Annotated in this window: 21 protein-coding genes; 16 read left to right on the top strand and 5 right to left on the bottom strand. The window is 59.7% G+C overall.

Annotated features, from left to right (window positions below):
- The first annotated feature begins 5 nt into the window (after nt 1-5).
- From CFBP4996_RS05845 to CFBP4996_RS05835, 3 genes are read left to right on the top strand one after another with little or no spacing between them, the layout of a single operon-like run.
- On the top strand, nt 6-788 hold the full coding sequence (locus tag CFBP4996_RS05845) for a TatD family hydrolase (protein WP_080852041.1): 783 nt from the start codon (nt 6-8) through the stop codon (nt 786-788).
- 2 nt (nt 789-790) lie between these two features.
- Nucleotides 791-1615 (top strand): MBL fold metallo-hydrolase, encoded by an 825-nt coding sequence (locus CFBP4996_RS05840; protein ID WP_003523686.1) that lies wholly within the window; start codon nt 791-793, stop codon nt 1613-1615.
- Between the two features lie 21 nt (nt 1616-1636).
- Nucleotides 1637-3418 carry a chloride channel protein gene (locus CFBP4996_RS05835; RefSeq protein ID WP_080852043.1) on the top strand — a complete coding sequence of 594 codons (1782 nt, stop codon included), beginning with the start codon at nt 1637-1639 and terminating at the stop codon, nt 3416-3418.
- Nucleotides 3419-3433: 15 nt separating this feature from the next.
- Here the strand turns inward: CFBP4996_RS05835 and CFBP4996_RS05830 are convergent, their stop codons facing one another.
- Nucleotides 3434-3700 (bottom strand): hypothetical protein, encoded by a 267-nt coding sequence (locus CFBP4996_RS05830; RefSeq protein ID WP_080852045.1) that lies wholly within the window; start codon nt 3698-3700, stop codon nt 3434-3436.
- A 216-nt stretch (nt 3701-3916) separates the two neighbouring features.
- On the opposite strand from CFBP4996_RS05830, the gene CFBP4996_RS05825 reads away from it, so the two are divergent.
- The 13 genes from CFBP4996_RS05825 to CFBP4996_RS05765 all read left to right on the top strand — a co-directional run bounded on the left by CFBP4996_RS05825 (nt 3917) and on the right by CFBP4996_RS05765 (nt 13878).
- Nucleotides 3917-5218 carry an MFS transporter gene (locus CFBP4996_RS05825; RefSeq protein WP_080852047.1) on the top strand — a complete coding sequence of 434 codons (1302 nt, stop codon included), beginning with the start codon at nt 3917-3919 and terminating at the stop codon, nt 5216-5218.
- A 192-nt stretch (nt 5219-5410) separates the two neighbouring features.
- A complete protein-coding gene (locus tag CFBP4996_RS05820; protein ID WP_080852049.1) occupies nt 5411-6070 on the top strand; it encodes a TetR/AcrR family transcriptional regulator in 660 nt (219 codons plus the stop codon).
- A 184-nt stretch (nt 6071-6254) separates the two neighbouring features.
- On the top strand, nt 6255-6608 hold the full coding sequence (locus CFBP4996_RS05815) for an ArsR/SmtB family transcription factor (protein ID WP_035259343.1): 354 nt from the start codon (nt 6255-6257) through the stop codon (nt 6606-6608).
- A gap of 83 nt (nt 6609-6691) precedes the next feature.
- Nucleotides 6692-7219 (top strand): arsenate reductase ArsC, encoded by a 528-nt coding sequence (locus CFBP4996_RS05810; protein ID WP_080852050.1) that lies wholly within the window; start codon nt 6692-6694, stop codon nt 7217-7219.
- A complete protein-coding gene (arsB, locus tag CFBP4996_RS05805; protein WP_080852051.1) occupies nt 7219-8277 on the top strand; it encodes an ACR3 family arsenite efflux transporter in 1059 nt (352 codons plus the stop codon). Before CFBP4996_RS05810 ends, arsB begins: the two co-directional genes overlap by 1 nt.
- Before the next feature lie 2 nt (nt 8278-8279).
- On the top strand, nt 8280-8702 hold the full coding sequence (gene arsC / locus CFBP4996_RS05800; protein WP_080852052.1) for an arsenate reductase (glutaredoxin): 423 nt from the start codon (nt 8280-8282) through the stop codon (nt 8700-8702).
- Complete coding sequence (gene arsH / locus CFBP4996_RS05795) at nt 8677-9405, top strand: arsenical resistance protein ArsH (protein ID WP_233283555.1); 729 nt, start codon at nt 8677-8679, stop codon at nt 9403-9405. The genes arsC and arsH overlap by 26 nt, the downstream gene beginning before the upstream one ends.
- A gap of 370 nt (nt 9406-9775) precedes the next feature.
- Entirely contained in the window at nt 9776-10342 is a 567-nt protein-coding gene (locus CFBP4996_RS05790; RefSeq protein ID WP_080852054.1) for a YceI family protein, read from the top strand.
- Nucleotides 10343-10454: 112 nt separating this feature from the next.
- Nucleotides 10455-10844 carry a COG4315 family predicted lipoprotein gene (locus CFBP4996_RS05785; RefSeq protein WP_080852055.1) on the top strand — a complete coding sequence of 130 codons (390 nt, stop codon included), beginning with the start codon at nt 10455-10457 and terminating at the stop codon, nt 10842-10844.
- 5 nt (nt 10845-10849) lie between these two features.
- Nucleotides 10850-11356, top strand: coding sequence for a sigma-70 family RNA polymerase sigma factor (locus CFBP4996_RS05780; protein ID WP_080852056.1), 507 nt, complete (start codon nt 10850-10852; stop codon nt 11354-11356).
- On the top strand, nt 11353-12132 hold the full coding sequence (locus CFBP4996_RS05775) for an anti-sigma factor family protein (protein WP_080852057.1): 780 nt from the start codon (nt 11353-11355) through the stop codon (nt 12130-12132). The genes CFBP4996_RS05780 and CFBP4996_RS05775 overlap by 4 nt, the downstream gene beginning before the upstream one ends.
- A 3-nt stretch (nt 12133-12135) precedes the next feature.
- Entirely contained in the window at nt 12136-12780 is a 645-nt protein-coding gene (locus CFBP4996_RS05770) for a cytochrome b (protein WP_080852058.1), read from the top strand.
- Nucleotides 12781-13248: 468 nt separating this feature from the next.
- On the top strand, nt 13249-13878 hold the full coding sequence (locus CFBP4996_RS05765) for a DUF1062 domain-containing protein (RefSeq protein ID WP_080852059.1): 630 nt from the start codon (nt 13249-13251) through the stop codon (nt 13876-13878).
- Nucleotides 13879-13950: 72 nt separating this feature from the next.
- Here CFBP4996_RS05765 and CFBP4996_RS05760 read toward each other — a convergent pair whose 3' ends face one another.
- The 4 genes from CFBP4996_RS05760 to CFBP4996_RS05745 are packed head-to-tail and all read right to left on the bottom strand — an operon-like array spanning nt 13951 to nt 19230.
- Nucleotides 13951-14649: an HpcH/HpaI aldolase family protein gene (locus tag CFBP4996_RS05760; protein WP_080852060.1), complete on the bottom strand. Its 699-nt coding sequence runs from the start codon at nt 14647-14649 to the stop codon at nt 13951-13953.
- Nucleotides 14650-14661: 12 nt separating this feature from the next.
- On the bottom strand, nt 14662-15468 hold the full coding sequence (locus tag CFBP4996_RS05755; protein WP_080852062.1) for an SDR family oxidoreductase: 807 nt from the start codon (nt 15466-15468) through the stop codon (nt 14662-14664).
- Between the two features lie 9 nt (nt 15469-15477).
- The gene (locus CFBP4996_RS05750; RefSeq protein ID WP_137396229.1) at nt 15478-17154 is read right to left on the bottom strand and encodes a hydantoinase B/oxoprolinase family protein; all 1677 of its coding nucleotides are present in this window, start codon (nt 17152-17154) and stop codon (nt 15478-15480) included.
- A 12-nt stretch (nt 17155-17166) separates the two neighbouring features.
- On the bottom strand, nt 17167-19230 hold the full coding sequence (locus CFBP4996_RS05745) for a hydantoinase/oxoprolinase family protein (protein ID WP_080852063.1): 2064 nt from the start codon (nt 19228-19230) through the stop codon (nt 17167-17169).
- Nucleotides 19231-19285: the final 55 nt, after the last annotated feature.

Raw genomic sequence — 19285 nt, 5'->3', positions numbered from 1 at the left:
GACCCATGCTGATCGATACGCATTGCCATCTGGATTTTCCCGATTTCGAGGCTGAGCGCGACGATATCATCGCCCGCGCCCATGCTTCTGGTGTGAGTCAGATGGTGACGATCTCGACCCGGGTGCGCCGGTTGCCCGAACTTTTGAAGATCACGGAAAAATATCCGTCGGTCTTCTGTTCGGTCGGCACGCATCCGAACAATGCCGATGAGGAACTGGATATTTCCGCCGACGAGCTTGTGCGGCTGGCGGAGAGCCATGACAAGATCGTGGCGATCGGCGAGGCGGGTCTGGATTATTTCTACGATACGCAGAAGCCGGAAGACCAGAAGACCGGCCTCATTCGCCACATCGAGGCCGCAAGACGAACGAAGCTGCCGCTTGTCATCCACAGCCGCAGCGCCGATGACGATATGGCCGCGATTTTGCGCCAGGAAAGCGACAAAGGTGCCTTCCCGTTCATCCTCCACTGCTTTTCCGCCGGTCCCGAGCTGGCGAAAACCGGTGTCGAGCTTGGCGGCTATGTCTCCTTTTCCGGCATTCTGACTTTCCCGAAATCGCAGGATATCCGCGATATCGCCGCCACCGTGCCGCTAGACCGGCTGCTGGTGGAAACGGACGCGCCCTATCTTGCGCCGAAGCGCTGGCGGGGAAAGCGCAACGAGCCTTCCTATGTGGTCAATACCGCTGAGGTTCTGGCCGAGGTGCATGGCGTTTCTTATGAGCGCATGGCCGAAATCACCACCGAAAACGCCTTCCGCTGCTTTTCCAAGATGACAAGGGTGTAGGTGTGGCAATCTACCGTCGTCGCTTCACGGTTCTCGGTTGCGCGTCGTCGCCCGGCGTGCCGCGCATCAACGGCGACTGGGGCGCCTGCGATCCCGAAAACCCGAAGAACCGGCGCACGCGAACGGCCTTCATGGTGGAGCAGATCGGCCCGGATGGCGGCAGGACGACTGTCGTCATCGATACCGGCCCGGATTTTCGCGAACAGATGATCGCGGCGAAGGTGGAGGCGGTCGATGCGGTGCTTTACACCCATGCCCATGCCGACCATCTGCACGGTATCGACGATCTGCGCATCTATTTCGCCCTTCAGCAAAACCGCATTCCGATCTATGCCGATCCCATTACCATGGCGCGGATAAAGGACGGTTTCGCCTATTGCCTGGAGACCCCGCCGGGCAGCAGCTATCCGCCCATCGTCGAACCGCGGATCATCGCCGATATCGACGCGGCGCTGATCATCGATGGGGCAGGCGGGCCGATCCCATTCAACGTGCACATGCAGCAGCATGGCGATGTGCATTCGCTGGGCTTCCGCATCGGTGACGTCGCCTATTGCACCGATGTCAGCGATTTTCCGGCAGAAAGCCTACCGAAGCTTGCCGGTCTTGATGTCCTCGTCATCGACGCGCTGCAGCACCGTTATCACCCCAGCCATCTTTCGCTGGAACAGGCGCTTGGCTGGATCGAAAGATTCGCACCCAAAAGGGCGATCTTGACCCACATGCATATTCCGCTCGATTATGAGACGGTGATGCGGGAAACGCCTGATCATGTCGAACCGGCTTATGATCAGATGCGTTTCGAGATCGAGATCGAAGCAGCCTGACGCCGCCTGAAAAGGAACAGCATGTCGACCAAGCCTTTCCGTGCACCCAGTATGGCGAGCTTCTTCGACAATCTGCGCGCCAGTCGCCTGCGGGCGATGTTCCGGCGCGGCGAGCTGGGACTGGTGCTCCTTGCCGTCTTCATCGGCATTGCGGCGGGCCTTCTGGTGGCGTTGATCGGCGCCTTGAGCACGGCGTTGCATATGCTGGTTTTCGGCGTCGAGCGGCTGAGCAGCAGCGATCTTTCCGGACGGATCGTGCTTGCCGGCCCGATCATCGGCGGCATCGTGCTCGGGCTGATCATCTTCATCCTTTCGAAGACCCGCAAGAAACCCATGGTCGACCCCATCGAGGCGAATGCGCTGCATGGTGGCCGCCTGTCGCTGACGGACAGCATTATCGTCTGCGTGCAGAATATCGTCTCCAACGGTTTTGGCGCGTCCGTTGGGCTTGAGGCCGGTTACACCCAGATCGCCAGCGGCGTCGCCTCGAAGATCGGCATCAAGCTGAAACTGCGGCGAGGGGACATGCGTATCCTTGTCGGCTGCGGTGCGGCGGGTGCGATTGCTGCTGCCTTCAATGCGCCTCTGACCGGGGCGTTCTACGCCATCGAACTCATCATCGGCACCTATACCGTGGTGACGCTTGCGCCGCTCATCGTCTCGGCACTGGTGGCGACGACGGTCATCGGGATCATCGGCGGTCACGGCATCTCGATCGATATTGTCGATGCCAGCCGTGTAACACCGGCCGATTATGTGCCCGCCATCTTTCTCGGCGTCGTATGTGCGGCCATCGGCATCGTGCTGATGCAGGCGGTGTCCTTCATCGAAGAAACCGCACGCAAAAGCGCCATTCCGGGCTGGCTGCGTCCCGCCATCGGCGGCGTGGCGGTGGGCGGACTTGCGCTGATTTCACCGCAGGTGCTGTCGAGCGGCCATGGCGCGCTGCATCTCAATATCGATGCGGAACTGACGATATACGGGGTGGCCGGGCTGTTCCTGCTGAAAGCGGCGGCCAGCGCCATTTCCATCGGTTCGAATTTCCGCGGTGGCCTGTTTTTCGCGTCGCTGTTCATGGGCTCGCTGCTCGGCAAGATTTTCGCGCTCTGCGCACCCTATATCGGTTATGGGTCGACAGCGCCCATCGTCTATGCCGTGATCGGCATGAGCGCCTTCGCCGCCGCCATCATCGGCGGTCCGCTGACGATGACGTTTCTGGCGCTGGAACTGACTGGCGACTTCCAGATCACGGCGCTGGTGCTTGCCGCCGTCATCACCACCTCGCTGGTGGTGCGCACCACCTTCGGTTACTCCTTCGCCACCTGGCGTTTTCACCTGCGGGGCGAGAGCATTCGCAGCGCCCATGATATCGGCTGGATCCGCGACCTGACGGTCGGCAGGATGATGCGCGCCGATATTCGCAAGGCCAATGTCAGCATGGGCCTTGCGGCCTTCAAGGAGAAGTTCCCGCTCGGTTCGACGCAACGGGTAATCATGACCCATGATGACGGGCGTTATGCCGGCATCGTCCTGGTGCCAGAAATCTACGCCGACCCGATGGATCGCGACCCCAGCAAAATCAGCCTCGAAACCTATCTGCAATACAAGAACGATGTGTTGCTGCCGACCATGAATGCCCGTCAGGCGGCGGCAGCCTTCGATGCGGCGGAGAGCGAAGCGCTGGTTGTCGTCAATGACAAGATCGAAAATCGGCCTGTCGGATTGCTTACCGAAAGCCATACGCTGAGGCGCTATAGCGAAGAACTGGATTTGAGACGCCGGGAGGCGTCAGGCGAGTTTTGAAATTGCATGAGACTATCAGTTTTGTCTATTGATATAATTATATTTTTTATAATCTAGTTTCATTGCTTTTAATCCTTGATCGCGAACGGTCTTTTCGCCGCGCAGACGCGCATCGGCCGGATTCCTGTGACCGACACAGGAACGAGGGCGGAGGAACGGCTCCAGCCTGGGGAGCCAATTTGTCGCGTATGTGATGCACAACAACTCCACCAGAGTCAGCTTCTGGCCCAGCATCCTGGCGGCACTGAACATGTGATCCCGCACGGCATTTTTCGCTGTCATGTCATTTTTCTCAGTGCCCGCTTGACAAAAAAACATTCACCGCAATAAATAGACTGACTACTTAATTAATTAAATTCCAAGCCGGAAAGAGCCTGTCGGGGAAGGCGAGGTGGGACATGTTCGCACCCGTCCGGTCCTGAAGCCCGAGTGGCCAGATATTTTACTGCCTTCATCCTTACCGGCAGCGCCGGGAGCCGATGAAACTTGGAGAGTGCGATGCCTTCAGACAGCAGCACGGTTGAGACGATGCCTCTTGCGATGTCCTGTGGTGAACTCGAAACGGTTTCGGGGGCCGGGTTTCGCGGGCTTAGTCTTCCGCATCGTCGTGCGCCGCTTTATGGCGTCATCCTTGCCGGAGGCCTGTCGCTTTTCGGCAATGCGGTGGCGGCCGTTGCGCTGCCGTGGATCGTGCTTTCCCTGACCGGCAATGCCGCCTGGACAGGGATAGCGGCGGCGGCGGGCATGATACCGCTGGTTATCGGCGCTTTCTGCGGCGGCCCTGTCGTCGACCGTTTCGGTTCGCGCATCGTTGCGGTTACCGCCGATCTTGCCAGCGCGCTGAGTGTCGCGGCCATTCCCTTTCTCATGATGGCGGGGCAGATGGATATCGGCCTTCTGCTCGGCCTGATCGTGGTCGGGGCGCTGCTCGACGGACCGGGTATGATCGCCCATGATGCAAGGGTGCCGGAACTTGCCCGCATCGCCCGGATGCCGATCGAGCGGGTCACCTCGATAGATGAATTGCTCGAAAATGCGGCGATGATTTTCGGCCCGCCGGTCGCGGGCATCGCCATTGCCGCTCTCGGGATGGAATATGCCTTGATGATCACGGCGGCCTGTTCGCTGCTCGCCGCCATGATCGGCGCGGTCTGCCTGCCGCGCCATCGGCGCAAATCCGCCGGCACGGATAGCGGCGATGCGACATTTGCGGGTCTGCGCTTTCTGCTGGCGGAGCCGCTTCTGCGTCTCCTGCTTATCGTCGCCATGGTGATGCTCGCGGTTTTCGGGGCGCTCAACGCCGTTGTCCTGCCGGTGCTGTTCAAGGCCAGCGGCGCGGATGTCCTCGATCTCGGGCTGTTTCTTTCGGTCTCCGGGGCAGGAGCGGCTTTGTCGGCGGTGGTTTTCGCCATTCGCGGCCACTCCTGGAACGGACGGGCCGTGCTGCTCGCCGGCATATCCGGCGCGACGTTTTCCATCGGCCTCATCGCTTTCCTTCAGAGCGGTCCCTTGCTGCTCATCGCGGCGGCTCTGATCGGTCTTTCCACCGGCGCGCTCGGCCCGCTCGCCAATGCGATGTTTCTGAAGCGCGCGCCGGCCGCGATCCGCGGCAGCGTGCTTGGAACCACGGCGGCGATTGCGATGATGGCGACGCCGCTTGCCGTGCTGATCGCCGGTTTCGGTCTGGAAGCCGTTGGCGCCGTCTGGTTCTTGTGGGGGCTCACCGCCACGCTCTGCCTGCTGGTGTTCTGGGTTTTCTTCAGCCCGGCTGCACGCGCGCTGGCGAAATCGCCGCCATGAGCGGGCGGCCACCTGTTCTTTTGCGATGCAATCAAACCCGCTCGTGTGCCGGAGTATACGCCTGGCAACCGAAAATCCGGTCTGGGTGGGTGCTTCTCCGCTACCAATTCGCCTTTTACGGGTAAGTCAGATTGACAGGCGATCATGATATAATTAATGGACTAAGTGCTCAATTAATTTATGGGAGCAATCATGGCCCGCAAGCTGGATCCAGCCAAGCATGAAGCCAAGCGGCAGCAGATTCTCGAGGCCGCCATTACCTGCTTCGCGCAAAACGGCTTTCACCAGACCACCACGGCGCAGATTTGCGCGGCGGTCGGCATGAGCTCCGGCAATCTCTTCCATTATTTCGACAGCAAGGAAGCGATCATCGAAACGATCGTTGCCGAAGAGCGACGGGAAACCGCTGACTATTTCGCCGAACTCGGCGCGGCGGACGATCAGTTCGGTGCGATTTTGGGTTTCGTCGATGCCTCGCTGGAGCTTGCGACCGATCCGACCTATGCCCGGCTGGTGCTGGAAATCGCTTCCGAAGCCATTCGCAATCCAGCCATTCATGCGCTTGTACGCACCGCCGACCAGGAAATTCGCGCGGGCATCGCCGATCTCGTGCGCAAGGGAATGGAACGGGGACAGATCGACGCCAATCTCGACGCCGAGCGCGCCGCCACGTGGATCGCCGCGTTGATAGACGGTGTTTTCTCGCGTCTGGCGGTCGATCCCGATTTCCAGCCCCTGAAAGAGGCCGAGATGATGCATCTGATCATCGGCCGCTTCCTGTCGGCACGGCAATATTCCAATGCAGCGGATCAAACCGGACGATGTCCGACGCCGGCAACGGCTGGGGCATAGGCCCGTACCGAATAGTCCCGGAAAACCGGACTGCGGTCTCAAGGACGGTCGTGTCGCGGCTTTATGACGCGAAGCTGGTTCAAGCGCTTGCAGGGGCAGGGCGAGGGGAATTTCTTCGCCCGGCCTGTCGACCATGACGATATCCGTCACTTGACACATTCAATATATCCATTATTCTGGATATATGGATAACAGTAGTGCAATAACCGCGCTCGGCGCGCTCGCCCAATCTACCCGACTGGAGACCTTCCGGCTACTCGTGCGCCACGAGCCGGATGGCATTCCGGCCGGTGAGCTTGCGCGTCTTGTCGACGTTCCCCAGAACACGATGTCGGCGCATCTCGCCACGCTTTCCCGGGCCGGTCTGGTCAAGAGTGAGCGGCAGAGCCGGTCTATCATCTATCGCGCCGATCTTGACGGGTTGCGCCTGCTGACCCTGTTTTTGCTGAAGGATTGCTGCGGTGGTTCGACCGAGCTTTGTGCGCCTTTGATTGCAGAACTGACACCCTGCTGCAGCCCGCAGGCGAAGCCGTCATAAACGCCGCCGGGCTGGTATCCACCATCTCTTCTGCTTCGATCGCGGGGCTTGCCAGACCACCGATCTAACCACGGACCGAAACCATGACCGACAAGATCTATAACGTGCTCTTTTTGTGCACGGGCAATTCCGCTCGCTCCATTCTTGCCGAATCCATTCTCGCCAAGGAGGGTGAGGGGAGGTTCAATGCCTATTCGGCCGGCAGCCAGCCGAAGGGAGAGGTAAATCCTCACGCGCTGAAGGAACTGGCGCTGCTGGGGTATCCTACCGGCGGCTTCACCTCGAAAAGCTGGGACGTGTTTGCCGGGCCTGATGCGCCGCGGATGGATTTCATCTTCACGGTGTGCGACAGCGCCGCCGGCGAAGCCTGTCCGGTCTGGATCGGCCATCCGATGACGGCCCATTGGGGGATAGAGGATCCCGCCGCTGCGGTTGGCTCGGAGATCGAGGTTCAGCGCGCCTTCGCGCAGGCCGCGCGTTTCCTCAAGAACAGGATCGCGGCTTTCGTCAGCCTGCCCCTGCAATCCATCGATCGGATGGCGCTGGAAACGCAGCTTCGACAGATCGGTGCGTTGGATGGAACCACCAATCCTGAAGGAAAGTCGGCCTGATGTCCTTGTTCGAACGATATCTGACGGTCTGGGTGTTTCTGTGCATCGTCGCCGGTGTCGCGCTCGGTCATTTGATGCCCGGCGTCTTTCAGCTCATCGCCGCGGCCGAGATCGCAAAAGTAAATATTCCGGTCGCGATCCTGATCTGGCTGATGATCATTCCGATGCTGCTCAAGATCGATTTCCGCTCTCTTTCGCAGGTCGGCATGTTCTGGCGCGGCATTGGCGTGACGTTGTTCATCAACTGGGCCGTCAAGCCGTTCTCGATGGCGCTGCTCGGCTGGTTTTTCATCGGCTGGCTGTTCCGGCCTTATCTTCCGGCTGGTGAGATCGACTCCTATGTCGCCGGGTTGATCATCCTTGCTGCGGCTCCATGCACCGCCATGGTCTTCGTCTGGAGCAACCTTACACGCGGTGAGCCGCTGTTTACGCTGTCGCAGGTCGCGCTCAACGATGCGATCATGGTCGTGGCCTTTGCTCCCGTGGTCGGCCTGCTGCTCGGCCTTTCCGCCATTACCGTGCCCTGGGATACGCTTGTTCTCTCCGTTGCGCTCTATATTGTCGTTCCGGTCATCCTTGCGCAGCTGATCAGGCATCGGCTCATGACTGACGGCACGTCACGGATGCTGGATTACCTTCTGGCAAAGCTGCAGCCGGTTTCTCTGGCGGCGCTGCTCGCGACACTCATTCTTCTCTTCGCCTTTCAGGGCGAGCAAATCATCGCCCAGCCCGCCATCATCGGCCTGCTCGCCATTCCCATCCTCATCCAGGTCTATCTGAATTCGGGGCTTGCCTACCTCCTGAACCGCATGACGGGTGAGCGCCATTGCGTCGCCGGGCCTTCCGCACTCATTGGCGCCAGCAACTTCTTCGAACTCGCGGTCGCGGCCGCCATCAGCCTGTTCGGCTTTCAGTCAGGTGCGGCGCTGGCAACCGTTGTCGGCGTCCTCATCGAAGTTCCGGTCATGCTTTCGGTCGTCTGGATCGTGAACCGCTCGAAGGGCTGGTATGAGGCTGCGCCCGCCGTTTCCCGAACCATAATGACCGAAAGGCAGTGACCATGGACGCCACCATCTATCACAACCCGTCCTGCGGGACGTCGCGCAACACGCTGGCGCTGATCCGCGCGGCAGGGATCGATCCGACCGTGATCGAATATCTGCGGGAACCGCCGACACGCGAAAATCTCGCAAGAATGATTGCGGATGCGGGCCTGACGGTGCGCGAAGCCATGCGCGAGAAGGGGACGCCTTATGCCGAGCTCGGTCTCGACAATCCGGACCTGACTGACGATCAGTTGCTCGATGCGATGATGGAAACGCCGATCCTTATCAATCGCCCTTTCGTCGTGACACCGCTCGGCACCAGGCTCGCCCGTCCTTCAGAGGTCGTGCTGGATATTCTGCCGGACACTTTCAAAGGACCGTTCTTCAAGGAGGATGGCGAGCAGGTTCTCAATAATGAAGGAAAGCGCATTGTCTGACAGGTTTCCCGCGTTGCAGGGGCATCGCCTGCACAGCATTGACCCGGAGGCTCTGCGTCCGGCGTTTTCGACCCACAAACCACGCATCCTGATCCTTTACGGCTCGCTGCGTGAGGTGTCCTATAGCCGTCTGCTGGCATTCGAGGCTGGGCGGCTGCTCGAACGGCTCGGTTGCGAGGTTCGGATATTCAATCCGAAGGGCCTGCCTTTGCCCGATGAAGCACCGGCCAGCCATGCCAAGGTGCGGGAACTGCGTGAACTTTCAGAGTGGTCGGAAGGACAGGTCTGGGTAAGCCCGGAACGCCATGGCGCAATGACCGGCATCATGAAGTCGCAGATCGACTGGATTCCTCTTGCGATCGGTTCTGTACGGCCGACACAGGGCAAGACGCTCGCCGTCATGGAAGTGTCCGGCGGCAGCCAGTCCTTCAACGCCGTGAACCAGATGCGAATTCTCGGCCGATGGATGCGGATGATCACCATTCCCAACCAGTCCTCGGTGGCAAGGGCGTATCAGGAATTCGACGCGGAAGGCCGGATGAAGCCGTCATCCTATTATGACCGGATCGTGGATGTCTGCGAGGAACTGGTGAAATTCACGCTGCTGACGCGTGACGCTTCCAGCTATCTCACAGATAGATATAGCGAACGCAAAGAGTTGGCAGATGAACTTGAGAAACGTGTTTCGCTAAAATCAATCTGACGGGCTGGGTTCGGTTCAACGCTTCGTGCTTTTCAATCCCTGAACCATATGATCGGTTCGATTGCGGCAGGAGAAGATATTCCCGGGCTTTCGAGGCGTTGAACCAGCCATGGCTAGATCGTGCAGCGACGTATATAACCAGCAATAGCCACACAAATCCGGAACTACATCATCAAATTAGTTCCATAATCTATCTTATGCGATTATTGTTTGTGGATTGAATCTAGCTCCCTGACGGGTGTTTTCCCAGCGCCGAGAACGCTGGTCTTCCCCTATGGACGGGATTTTGACGATCTGCCGGCGTGGTGCGGATTAAACCTCTTCCTGTGGTGTTCTCCTGAGTGCGACTACTCATCAAGGAGCTTGCGCCGTGAAATATTTCCACTCCATCACTCTCCTTATCCTGACATTGGTTTGCTCGCCGGTCTCTGCCAGTCCATTCTCGTCGGCGGCCGGACGCTATCGTATCGATCCGGCCTCTCACATCCGCTTTTCAATTGCGCAGGTTGCCGGCCCTGGGATCAAGGGCACAATTCCTGATATTTCCGGTCGCTTCGACATCGACCCGGACCAGCCGGCCAGGTCTTACGTGGAAATCAGTCTCAACCCTTCTAGTGTCCAAACCGGGCAAGAACGGGTGGAAAACTTCCTGCGATCCAGCGCGGTCTTCAATATCGCCGTTTATCCGCAGATCGTGTTTCGCTCCAGCCGCGTTACGCAGGACGGGCCGCGCAGCGCGGTGGTTGAAGGCATATTGACAGCCAGAGGCATATCCAGACCCGAAACGTTTCACGCGACATTCGTTGAACAACAGAAGGGATCCGTCACCTTCCACGTCACCGGCAATGTTGCACGCCTGCCTTATGGCATGGGTGTCGGAGTACCGCTCTATTCGAATACGGTTGCATTCGACATCGATTTGAAGGGCGTCAGATAAAGGCGCTGGGTCAGCAAAAAATCGAGCGGCGATGGGATTAAAAGCCGCGGGCGGGTGTTTTTCTAATATCGGGCATGTTGTCCGATCCGCTACCCTTCAGAGGATTATCTTCATGCGTGCACATCATTTCGTTCTGGCCGGCGTTGTAGCGCTTGCCGCCACAGCTGCCCTAGCCGAACCCTATGCCGGTGGCGCCGTGGTTGAAAAGGCAACGACCAAAGGCACGATCCTGACCGACGCCAAGGGCATGACCCTCTATACGTTCGACAATGATACCAATGGCGCATCGGTCTGCTACGACGGCTGCGCAAAGAAATGGCCGCCCCTCGCCGCCTCGAAAACCGACAGGGCGGATGGCGACTATAAACCAATCTCCCGCAAAGATGGTACGATGCAATGGTCGCATGACGGAAAGCCGCTCTATCGCTGGCAGATGGACAGGAAGCCCGGCGATGTCACGGGCGATGGCGTCGGCGGCGTCTGGCACATTGCCAAGGAATAGTATCCATGCCGGATTTTCTGGATGAGATGACGAGTTGCATACCAGCGCTTCGCCGCTACGCGAATGCGCTCACGCATGACCGTGACACGGCTGACGATCTCGTCCAGGACTGTCTGGAGAGAGCGATCCGTAAAAAGGCGCTGTGGAAACCGCAGGGACCGTTGCGTCCGTGGTTGTACCGGGTGCTCGTCAACGTCTACCGCAACAATCTGCGCGGCCGCAATCGCCGGCCCTCGCAAATCCCGATTGACGATGTTGCGGAACAGCTGTTCGTGCCGGCGGCGCAGACGGGCCGGATTGCGCTTGCCGAAATGGCCCGCGCTATTGAAAAGCTTTCCGGCGAACATCGCGAGGCCCTGCTCCTCGTCGTCGTCGAGGGTCTCAGTTATGCGGAAGCGGCAGATGTTCTTGAAATTCCGCAGGGCACGCTGATGTCCCGTCTCGGGCGGGCCCGAACGGCTCTCGCCCGAATGACCCAGGAAGACCAGCCAAATCTCAAGGTGATAAAATGACCGGCAGCGAACCGCAGATAACCGAAGCCGATCTGATCTCTTATGTCGACGGGCAGCTCGAAGACAGGCAGCGTGACGCCGTTCGTGCCCACCTCGCCTCCAATCCGGCCGACGCAAGCAAGGTCGCGATATGGCAACAGCAGAATGCGACGCTGAAGGCTCTCTACGGCCCTATTGATACCGACGCCCTGCCCGAGCGTCTCGATGTGTACCGCATCGAGCGGCGTCTGCGGTCGCAGCGCGCCGATTGGCGTAACATGGCGGCGGCATCGATCCTTATTCTGGCCGTTGGCTTGACAGGCGGCTGGTTCGGGCGCGGGCTGGTGTCCCAGGTCACGGAACCGACCCACTCCATCGTGGCGGATGCAACGCAGGCACATAAGCTGTTTGCGAGCGAGGTTCTGCATCCGGTGGAAATCCGGGCCGATGCGGAGAATGCTTCCAGCCTGCCGAAATGGATTTCGAAACGGCTGGACCGCAAACTGAACATTCCCGACCTCACCCGCCACGGTCTGTCACTTGTCGGCGGCCGTGTTCTTCCCAGCTCCGAAGGCGCCGCCGCCCAGCTGATGTATGAGGATAAAAGCGGGCAGCGCGTCACTCTTTATATCGTGGCTGCGGCCGATTCGAGCGACACCGCCATGCAGCGTTCCAGCCTCGGTTCGCTGGAGGCCATCTCCTGGGACGACGAAACCATCCGCTGCGCTTTGGTCGGCAACCTGCCATCCGACCGCATGGACGCCATCGCGAAAGATACCTATCAACAATTGAGCTAGCCGATGAGATATTTCGACCATCATTCCGATAGCGCATCGATGCGGGAACGGCCGTGGCGTAATACGCCCATATCCTACGGCTTGGTGGCAATCGTGTTCCACTGGACGATTGCTGTGCTTTTCCTGATGCAGCTTGCGCTGGGATACGTGATGAGCCGCGACAATATCGACCCGGTTCTTCAGTTCGACCTGTTCCAATATCACAAGTCGATAGGATTTCTGGTGCTGGCCCTCGCCGTGCCGCGTTTCCTATGGTCGGTTTTCAGCAAAAAACCGCAGGCTCTTGAAGGCGAAGGGCTGGCATTGAGGCTTGCCGCACGGGCCGCTCACGCCGCGTTGCTGTTCCTGACGCTCGCCGTTCCCCTCGCCGGCTGGGCAATTGCGTCGACCTCGCCTCTGCAAATCCCCAGTTACGTCTTCGACCTCGTGGTCGTGCCGGGATTGCCTCTGGTGATTTCCGATCAGGCGGAGGCCTTCTGGAGCGAGGTTCACGCCACCCTCGCCTACCTTGCCGCAGCCATCGTCTTTCTTCATGTAGCGGCGGCGTTGTGGCACCATTTTATCCGCAAGGATTCGACGCTCCGGCGTATGCTTCCGTTTCCGACAGCCGCAGATAACAGGCGTAAAACTGCCTCCTCCCGGAAATAAACCCACAAGCCGTTGTTATGTAAGTATATGTTTCCATTATTTTTTATGAGAGATAAAATCCGTCTGTCGACGTCGTTTGGTCAGAGAAGAATGGGCGGGTCACCTGACGTTGCATAAAAGTCGCATCGCAACGGCTTTCGGCCTTTTCGCCGCACTGGATGACTCTGTTTCGGAGCGATCATTTGTTATTCTCGCCGCCGAAGAGCATTGGCCCATCGAGGTAGACTTTGCCTAAGTAAATACCGGTCTCAATCCAGTTTCACCCGTATTGCCGGATAGCCGCAGGCTGTCGGCGTATGATCATGTTCATCGGGTGGTGGCAAGAGACCGGTCTGGCATTGTTACAATGTGCCCTGCGCAGCGCCGCTGTCTCAGCTCTTCACCGCCCCAGAACACCGCCATGCCGTTCCCGCAAGGGTTTTCTCCTGCACCATCTCGGTGGACTTCCGAATGGAAGACCAAGAGACTATGTGCAACTTACTTCGGGTCCAATGGACCATTACGCCACGAACGGCGCCCCAGCCCTGGCTTGCATGCAGCGGATGCGGCGGCCTGAGGGCATTTCAGGCCAGCGGCAAGATCCGGCTCAATGCTAATGGCCGCAAACTGGATGCCTGGCTTATCTATAGATGCATAATCTGCGACAAGAGCTGGAACAGGCCGATTTTCGAACGCCAGAATGTCCGGGACATCAGCCCTGCCGTTCTCGAAGCGCTGCAGTCCAACGATCCGCAATGGATAAGGGCGGAGACATTCAATCTCGAAGCCTTGCGGCGCAAATCGCAGCGCGTCGACGAGTTTCCCGAATTCGATATCGCGAAACAGATAAGGGATGAACCTCCCGACTGGGCCATGGCGGAGATCGATCTCACGGTTCCGTTTCAGACCGGCATACGCCTTGACCGACTGCTGGCGTCTGAACTCGGGCTTTCGCGGTCGATGCTGCAGAAGCTTCAGGATGACGGTTGGCTTCGGGCGCAGTCCGACCGTTCCGATCTTTTGCGGCGGCGCGTTAAAAACGGCACCCGGATTGTGATCGCGCGCTGCGACGGCTTCGATCCGGAGCATTTGTGGAGACCCGTCACGGCGGATTTCTAACGGCATGGCGAGGGCCTGAAGGTTCAGGCCCTCGCTTGCGGCATCGTTCAGCCGGAAAACCCCTGCTCCGCCTCAGGCGAGCGCCTTCTTCACCGCGGCGAGACCGCGGCGCAGGAACGGATCGGAATGGACGTAGAAGAATTGTACGCCGCGCTCCCGCCAGTGCGGCATTTCATCCAGCGTCGCAAGCGTTCCCGCGATTTTTCCGGCTGCGCGTATCTTGTCGACAGCAATGGCGACCTTCTCCGTCACCACATCCGGGCGCGGCTCACCGAATGGCGGCGCGGGCGGATAGCCCATATCCTGCGAAAGATCGCCGGGGCCGATGAAGAAGACGTCGATACCCTCGACCGTCAGCATCTCGTCCAGAGCATCGACCGCATCGACGGTCTCGATCATGGCGATGACAAGCCGCTTTTCATAGTCTGACGGCAGGGCGTAACGCACTGCATCGACAATCGAGCGGGCCTCGTCGGCATTGCCGACCATGGGCACCATGATCCCGTCCGCACCGGCATTGAGATAGCGAATGATGAGCGGCCGCTCGTGCGAATGCGGGCGCACGATGGCAGCGCCCCCAACGGAGCGCACCACCTGCCCGGTCGCCCGCACATCCTCAAAGCTCCATGTGCCGTGCTCGCAATCGAGGAAGATTGCGTCCGCGCCCAGTTCCACCAGCCGGGCGGAAAGGCCCGACGACGTATGGTGCGGGGTGAACATGCTGATGGCTTCACCCGCCGCAAGGCGGGCGCGCAGCTTTGCTCCATTCATGGACGTCTCTCCCTAGTTCTTTTTCGGCATGTCCGACGTATCGTCCGGCGCGCCTACCCAGCGCGCGACCTCGATATCCTTCGAGGTGTCGCGCATATGGGTCGGGCAGATGTGCAGTTCCGGGATGACCGCGCCTCTGCTCAGGCTGGCGCAAAGTGTGATGGCGCGAGCCACGTCATGCGGATCCATCATCACGGCGCGTTCTTCCTTCAGAGGCGGACGCGCGCGGTTGTTCATGATCGGCGTATCCGTCTCGCCCGGCAGAATGGTCGTCGCGCGGATACCCTGGTTGCGATAGGTATTATGCAGGAAGGTCATGAAGTTCTTCACGCCCGCCTTGGCAGCGCCATAGGCCACGCCGCCCAGAAGATTGGGATTGAGGGCGGCGAGCGAGGAGACGGTGATGATGGTCCCCTCACCCTTTTCGATCATCTCCGGCAGCACCGCCTGTGTCAGGTTGAACACGGCCGTCAGATTGACGTTGATGGTGGCGTTCCACTCCTCCTCGCCGATGAAGCGGGCGTTGAGCACCTTGCTGGCGGAACCGGCATTGTTCACCAGAATATCAATGGGACCGACGGCCTCGCGGATCGACTTCACCGTGTCGAAGATCGCCTCGCGCGAGGCGATGTCGAGCGTGCGAGCGATGGCCTTGCCCTTCTTCTTTTCGATCAGTTCCGCGACCTCGCGCAGCGGATCGAGGCGGCGTCCGGTCAGAACGACCGTCGCCCCTTCTTTCGCCAGCAGAATTGCGGTTTCGCGGCCGATGCCTGAACCGGCGCCGGTTACCAGCGCAATTTTTCCGTTCAGCAGTCCCATTCTCATCTCCTATTCGGCTGCGGCAGCAATGGCGCCAGAATAGCCGAAGATTTCTTTCGCCGCCTTCGCGGTGACCAGACCTTCGGAAATATCCTGTTCGATCAGTGCGCGCGAACGCTCGCTGGCCCTGCCCCAGCCGCCACCGCCGGGTGTCTGAACTTCCAGACGTTCGCCGGTCTGAAGAACGACCTTGCCCTTGGGGAAATGCGACTTGCCCTGCTTCATCACCTTGCCGGCGGACCCGCTCTGGCCTTCCACCACGCCGAAGCAGGGATGGCGGACGCGTTCCGATGCCAGATAGATGTTCATCGGGTTCTTGCCGAGATTGCGCAGAACGACACGCTGGCCAAGGCCGCCGCGATGTTTGCCGGCGCCACCGGAATCGGCGATGAGTTCCTTGCGTTCCGTCAGCACCGGAACGGCGACCTCGAACATTTCGATGGCCGTAACCTTGCAGTTGGAGGGGAAGCTCAGCGTATCCAGCCCGTCGAATTCGGCGCGTGCGCCCTGTCCGCCATGGAAATTCTGCACGGAACCATATTGCGTGCCATCGTTACGCTGGCCGACGCAGTTGGCCGCCCAGATCGGCGCGCCGCCGCTATCGCCCAGCACCTTTTCCGGCACGATGCCTTCCAGCGCCTTGAAGATCAGCGAAGGAATGACGTGACCGATGAGGTTGCGCGAATTGCCCGCCGTCCATTCCTGCGGATTGAGAATGCAGCCGAGCGGCGCCTCGTCGGTGATCGGGACGATGCAGCCCTCATTATTGGGCGTTTCGGCATCGAGCAGGCATTTCAGCGCGTAGACCGAGTGGGCGTAACGATAATTGGTGCGGCAGTTGATTGAATGCAGGACCTGATCCGACGTGCCGGTATAATCCACATGGATGGAATCATCCCTGACGATCACGGCAGCTTTCAGTGTGACGTCGACATCGTAGCCGTCGAGCAGGACTTCGGCGGAATAGGTGCCGTTCGGCCATTCGCGGATCGCCTTGCGCGTCTGCGCCTCCGAACGGGTGTGGATGGCGTCGGCCAGCCCATCGACATCGTCCAGCCCGTATTCATCGAGGAATTTCACCAGTTCGCGGCCCATGACATTGTTGGCGGCGATCATCGATTCCAGATCGCCGCGCACTTCCGTGGGAAGGCGGACGGAGGCTGCGATGATATCGAACACATCCTCGTTCGGAACGCCGGCCTTGAGCAGCTTGACGATGGGGAAACGGATGCCTTCTGCGAAAATGTCGCTGGCTTCCGAATGCAGCGGCGCGCCGCCAATATCGGGAAGATGGGCGATGGACCCCGCATAGGCGACGACCTTGCCGTTCTTGAAGATCGGCGTGATCATCGTCACGTCAGGCAGGTGGCCGGTTCCGATTTCCGGATCGTTGGTGGCCAGAACATCGCCCTCCTCCAGCGTCTCGACCGGAAACTTCGGCAGGAAATATTTCTGCGCCGCCGCAGGCAGCGAGGTGATGAAGACAGGGATCGACCAGGTGCATTGCGCCAGCGCCCTGCCCTTACTGTCGAGAAGTACCGTAACGTAATCATGGTTCTCACGCACGATCGGCGAAAACGCCGTCTTGCCGAGCACGTTATCGGCCTGATCCGCGATAAAGATCAGACGGTTCCACATGACCTGAAGGTTGATCGGATCGTTGAAATCGGTTGCGGGTTTCGACATCTGACTGTCCCCTTAGAGAATGTTGATCACGAGATTGCCGTGGGCATCGACATAGAAGACGCCGCTCGGCCCGACGACAGCCGTCGATTCACGCTGTTCCACAATGGCAGGCCCCTTTACCTCGTGGCCGACCGGCAGCTTGTAGTGGTCGTAAACCGAGGTTTCGACATAGCCGCCAGCCTCCTGAAAATAGACCTGCCGGCTGCCCTTGCGGGCTTCGGCAACGACGGTTTCATGCGGCCGGGTGACCTGATCCTTCTCGCCGCTGGCGCGCAGACGCCAGGTGATGACTTCCAGGGGTGCGGCCACCGTGCGGCCGAACAATTCGCGATAGAGCTTGAAGAAACTGCCGCGCAATTCTTCAAGGAAAAGGTCTTTCGGCAGGTTACGGTCGGGCAGTACCACCGTGATTTCGTGACCCTGCCCCACATGGCGCATATCCACGGTATAACGATTGGTGATCGTCTCCTTCGGAACGCCGGCGGCCGAAACGACTTCCGCACCCTGAGCGGAAAGATCATCGAGCAGGCGGTTCATCGCATCGATATCCCAGGCGTCGAGCGCCATCGGATGGCTTGCGGAGAGATCGACGGCGACCGGCGCGATCAACAGGCCGATGGCGGAGCTGACGCCCGCGCCCGTCGGGCAGATGATGCGCGAAATACCGAGCTTGCGGGCGATGCCATAGGCATGGACCGGTCCTGCCCCGCCGAAAGCCACCATCGGCAAAGAGCGCGGATCGACGCCGAGATCGGTCGCATGCATGGCAGCCGCCTTGCTCATGGATTCATTGACGAGATCATGGATGCCCCAGGCGCAGCGCTCGACAGACACATCGAGAGAAGTGGCCAGTTTCGACATCGCCTCATGGGCCGCGTCCTTCGACACCTTGAACGAGCCGCCGACGAAGGATTCCGTTCCCATGTAGCCGAGCAGAATATCGGCGTCGGTTACCGTCGGTTCGGTTCCGCCGCGCTGGTAGGCCGCCGGTCCCGGCATGGCGCCGGCGGAATGCGGACCGACATCGAGAAGACCGAGAGGGTTCTTCGCCGCGATGGAGCCGCCACCGGCGCCGATCTCGATCATCTGAATCGACTGGATTTTCAGCGGAAAACCGGAGCCCTTGCGGAAACGCTGGTAATGCGCGACTTCGAGATCGGTGCCGACATTCGGTTCGCCATCGGGAATGAGGCAGAGCTTGGCGGTGGTGCCGCCCATGTCGAAGGAAAGCACGCTCGCCTCACCTGCCGTGCGGCCGAATTCGGCGGCGGCGACAGCACCTGCGGCGGGGCCGGATTCGATCAGGCGCACGGGAAGTTCGGCGGCACGGCGGCTCGGCACAAGACCGCCCGAAGAGGTCATCCACAGCACCTGCCGGTCGATGCCCTTCTCAGCAAACTCCCGCTGCAGATGCGCGACGTGGCCCGACATTTGCGGGCGGGTATAGGCATTCACCACTGTCGTCGAGGCGCGGTCGAATTCACGCATTTCCGGGCAGACTTCGGAAGACAAGGACACGAAGATATCCGGGTCCTCTTCGCGCAGAAGGGCGGCGACGCGCTGCTCATGCTGCGGATATTTGTAAGCGTGCAGCAGGCAGACCGCCACAGAGCGGATGCCCTTTTTCTTCAGCCGTCCGGCAATCTCGCGAACGGTCTCTTCCTTGAGTTCCGTCATCACCTCGCCATCGGCGGCGATGCGTTCTTCGGCACCGAAACTGTTGGCGCGGGTGACCAGCGGATCGGGATATTTGATGTTCAGATCATAGAGATCGTAACGCCCCTCGTTGCGGATCCGCAGCATATCCTGAAAACCGTCGGTGGTGACGAAACCGGTCTCCACGCCCTTGCGCTCCAGCACGGCATTGGTGACGACGGTGGTTGCGCCAAGCACCTGCAGGTTCCCGATGGCAATCGCATCGCCATGTTTTTCGAGCAGTTCCGATACGCCCTGGACAACGGCTTCCGCCGGATTTTTCGGCGTGCTCAGGACTTTATGGAGGTGAAGTTCGCCGCTGTCGTCCAGAAGCGCGAAATCGGTAAAGGTACCGCCAGTATCGAAAGCCAGTTTTGCCATTGTTTCCCTCGAGCGACCATGCAGCCTCTTTGGCTGCCTTGTGGACCCAAATTTG

Source organism: Agrobacterium leguminum, assembly GCF_005144435.2.
GTDB lineage: Bacteria > Pseudomonadota > Alphaproteobacteria > Rhizobiales > Rhizobiaceae > Agrobacterium > Agrobacterium leguminum.
This window is presented reverse-complemented; position numbering and strand designations above follow the sequence as displayed.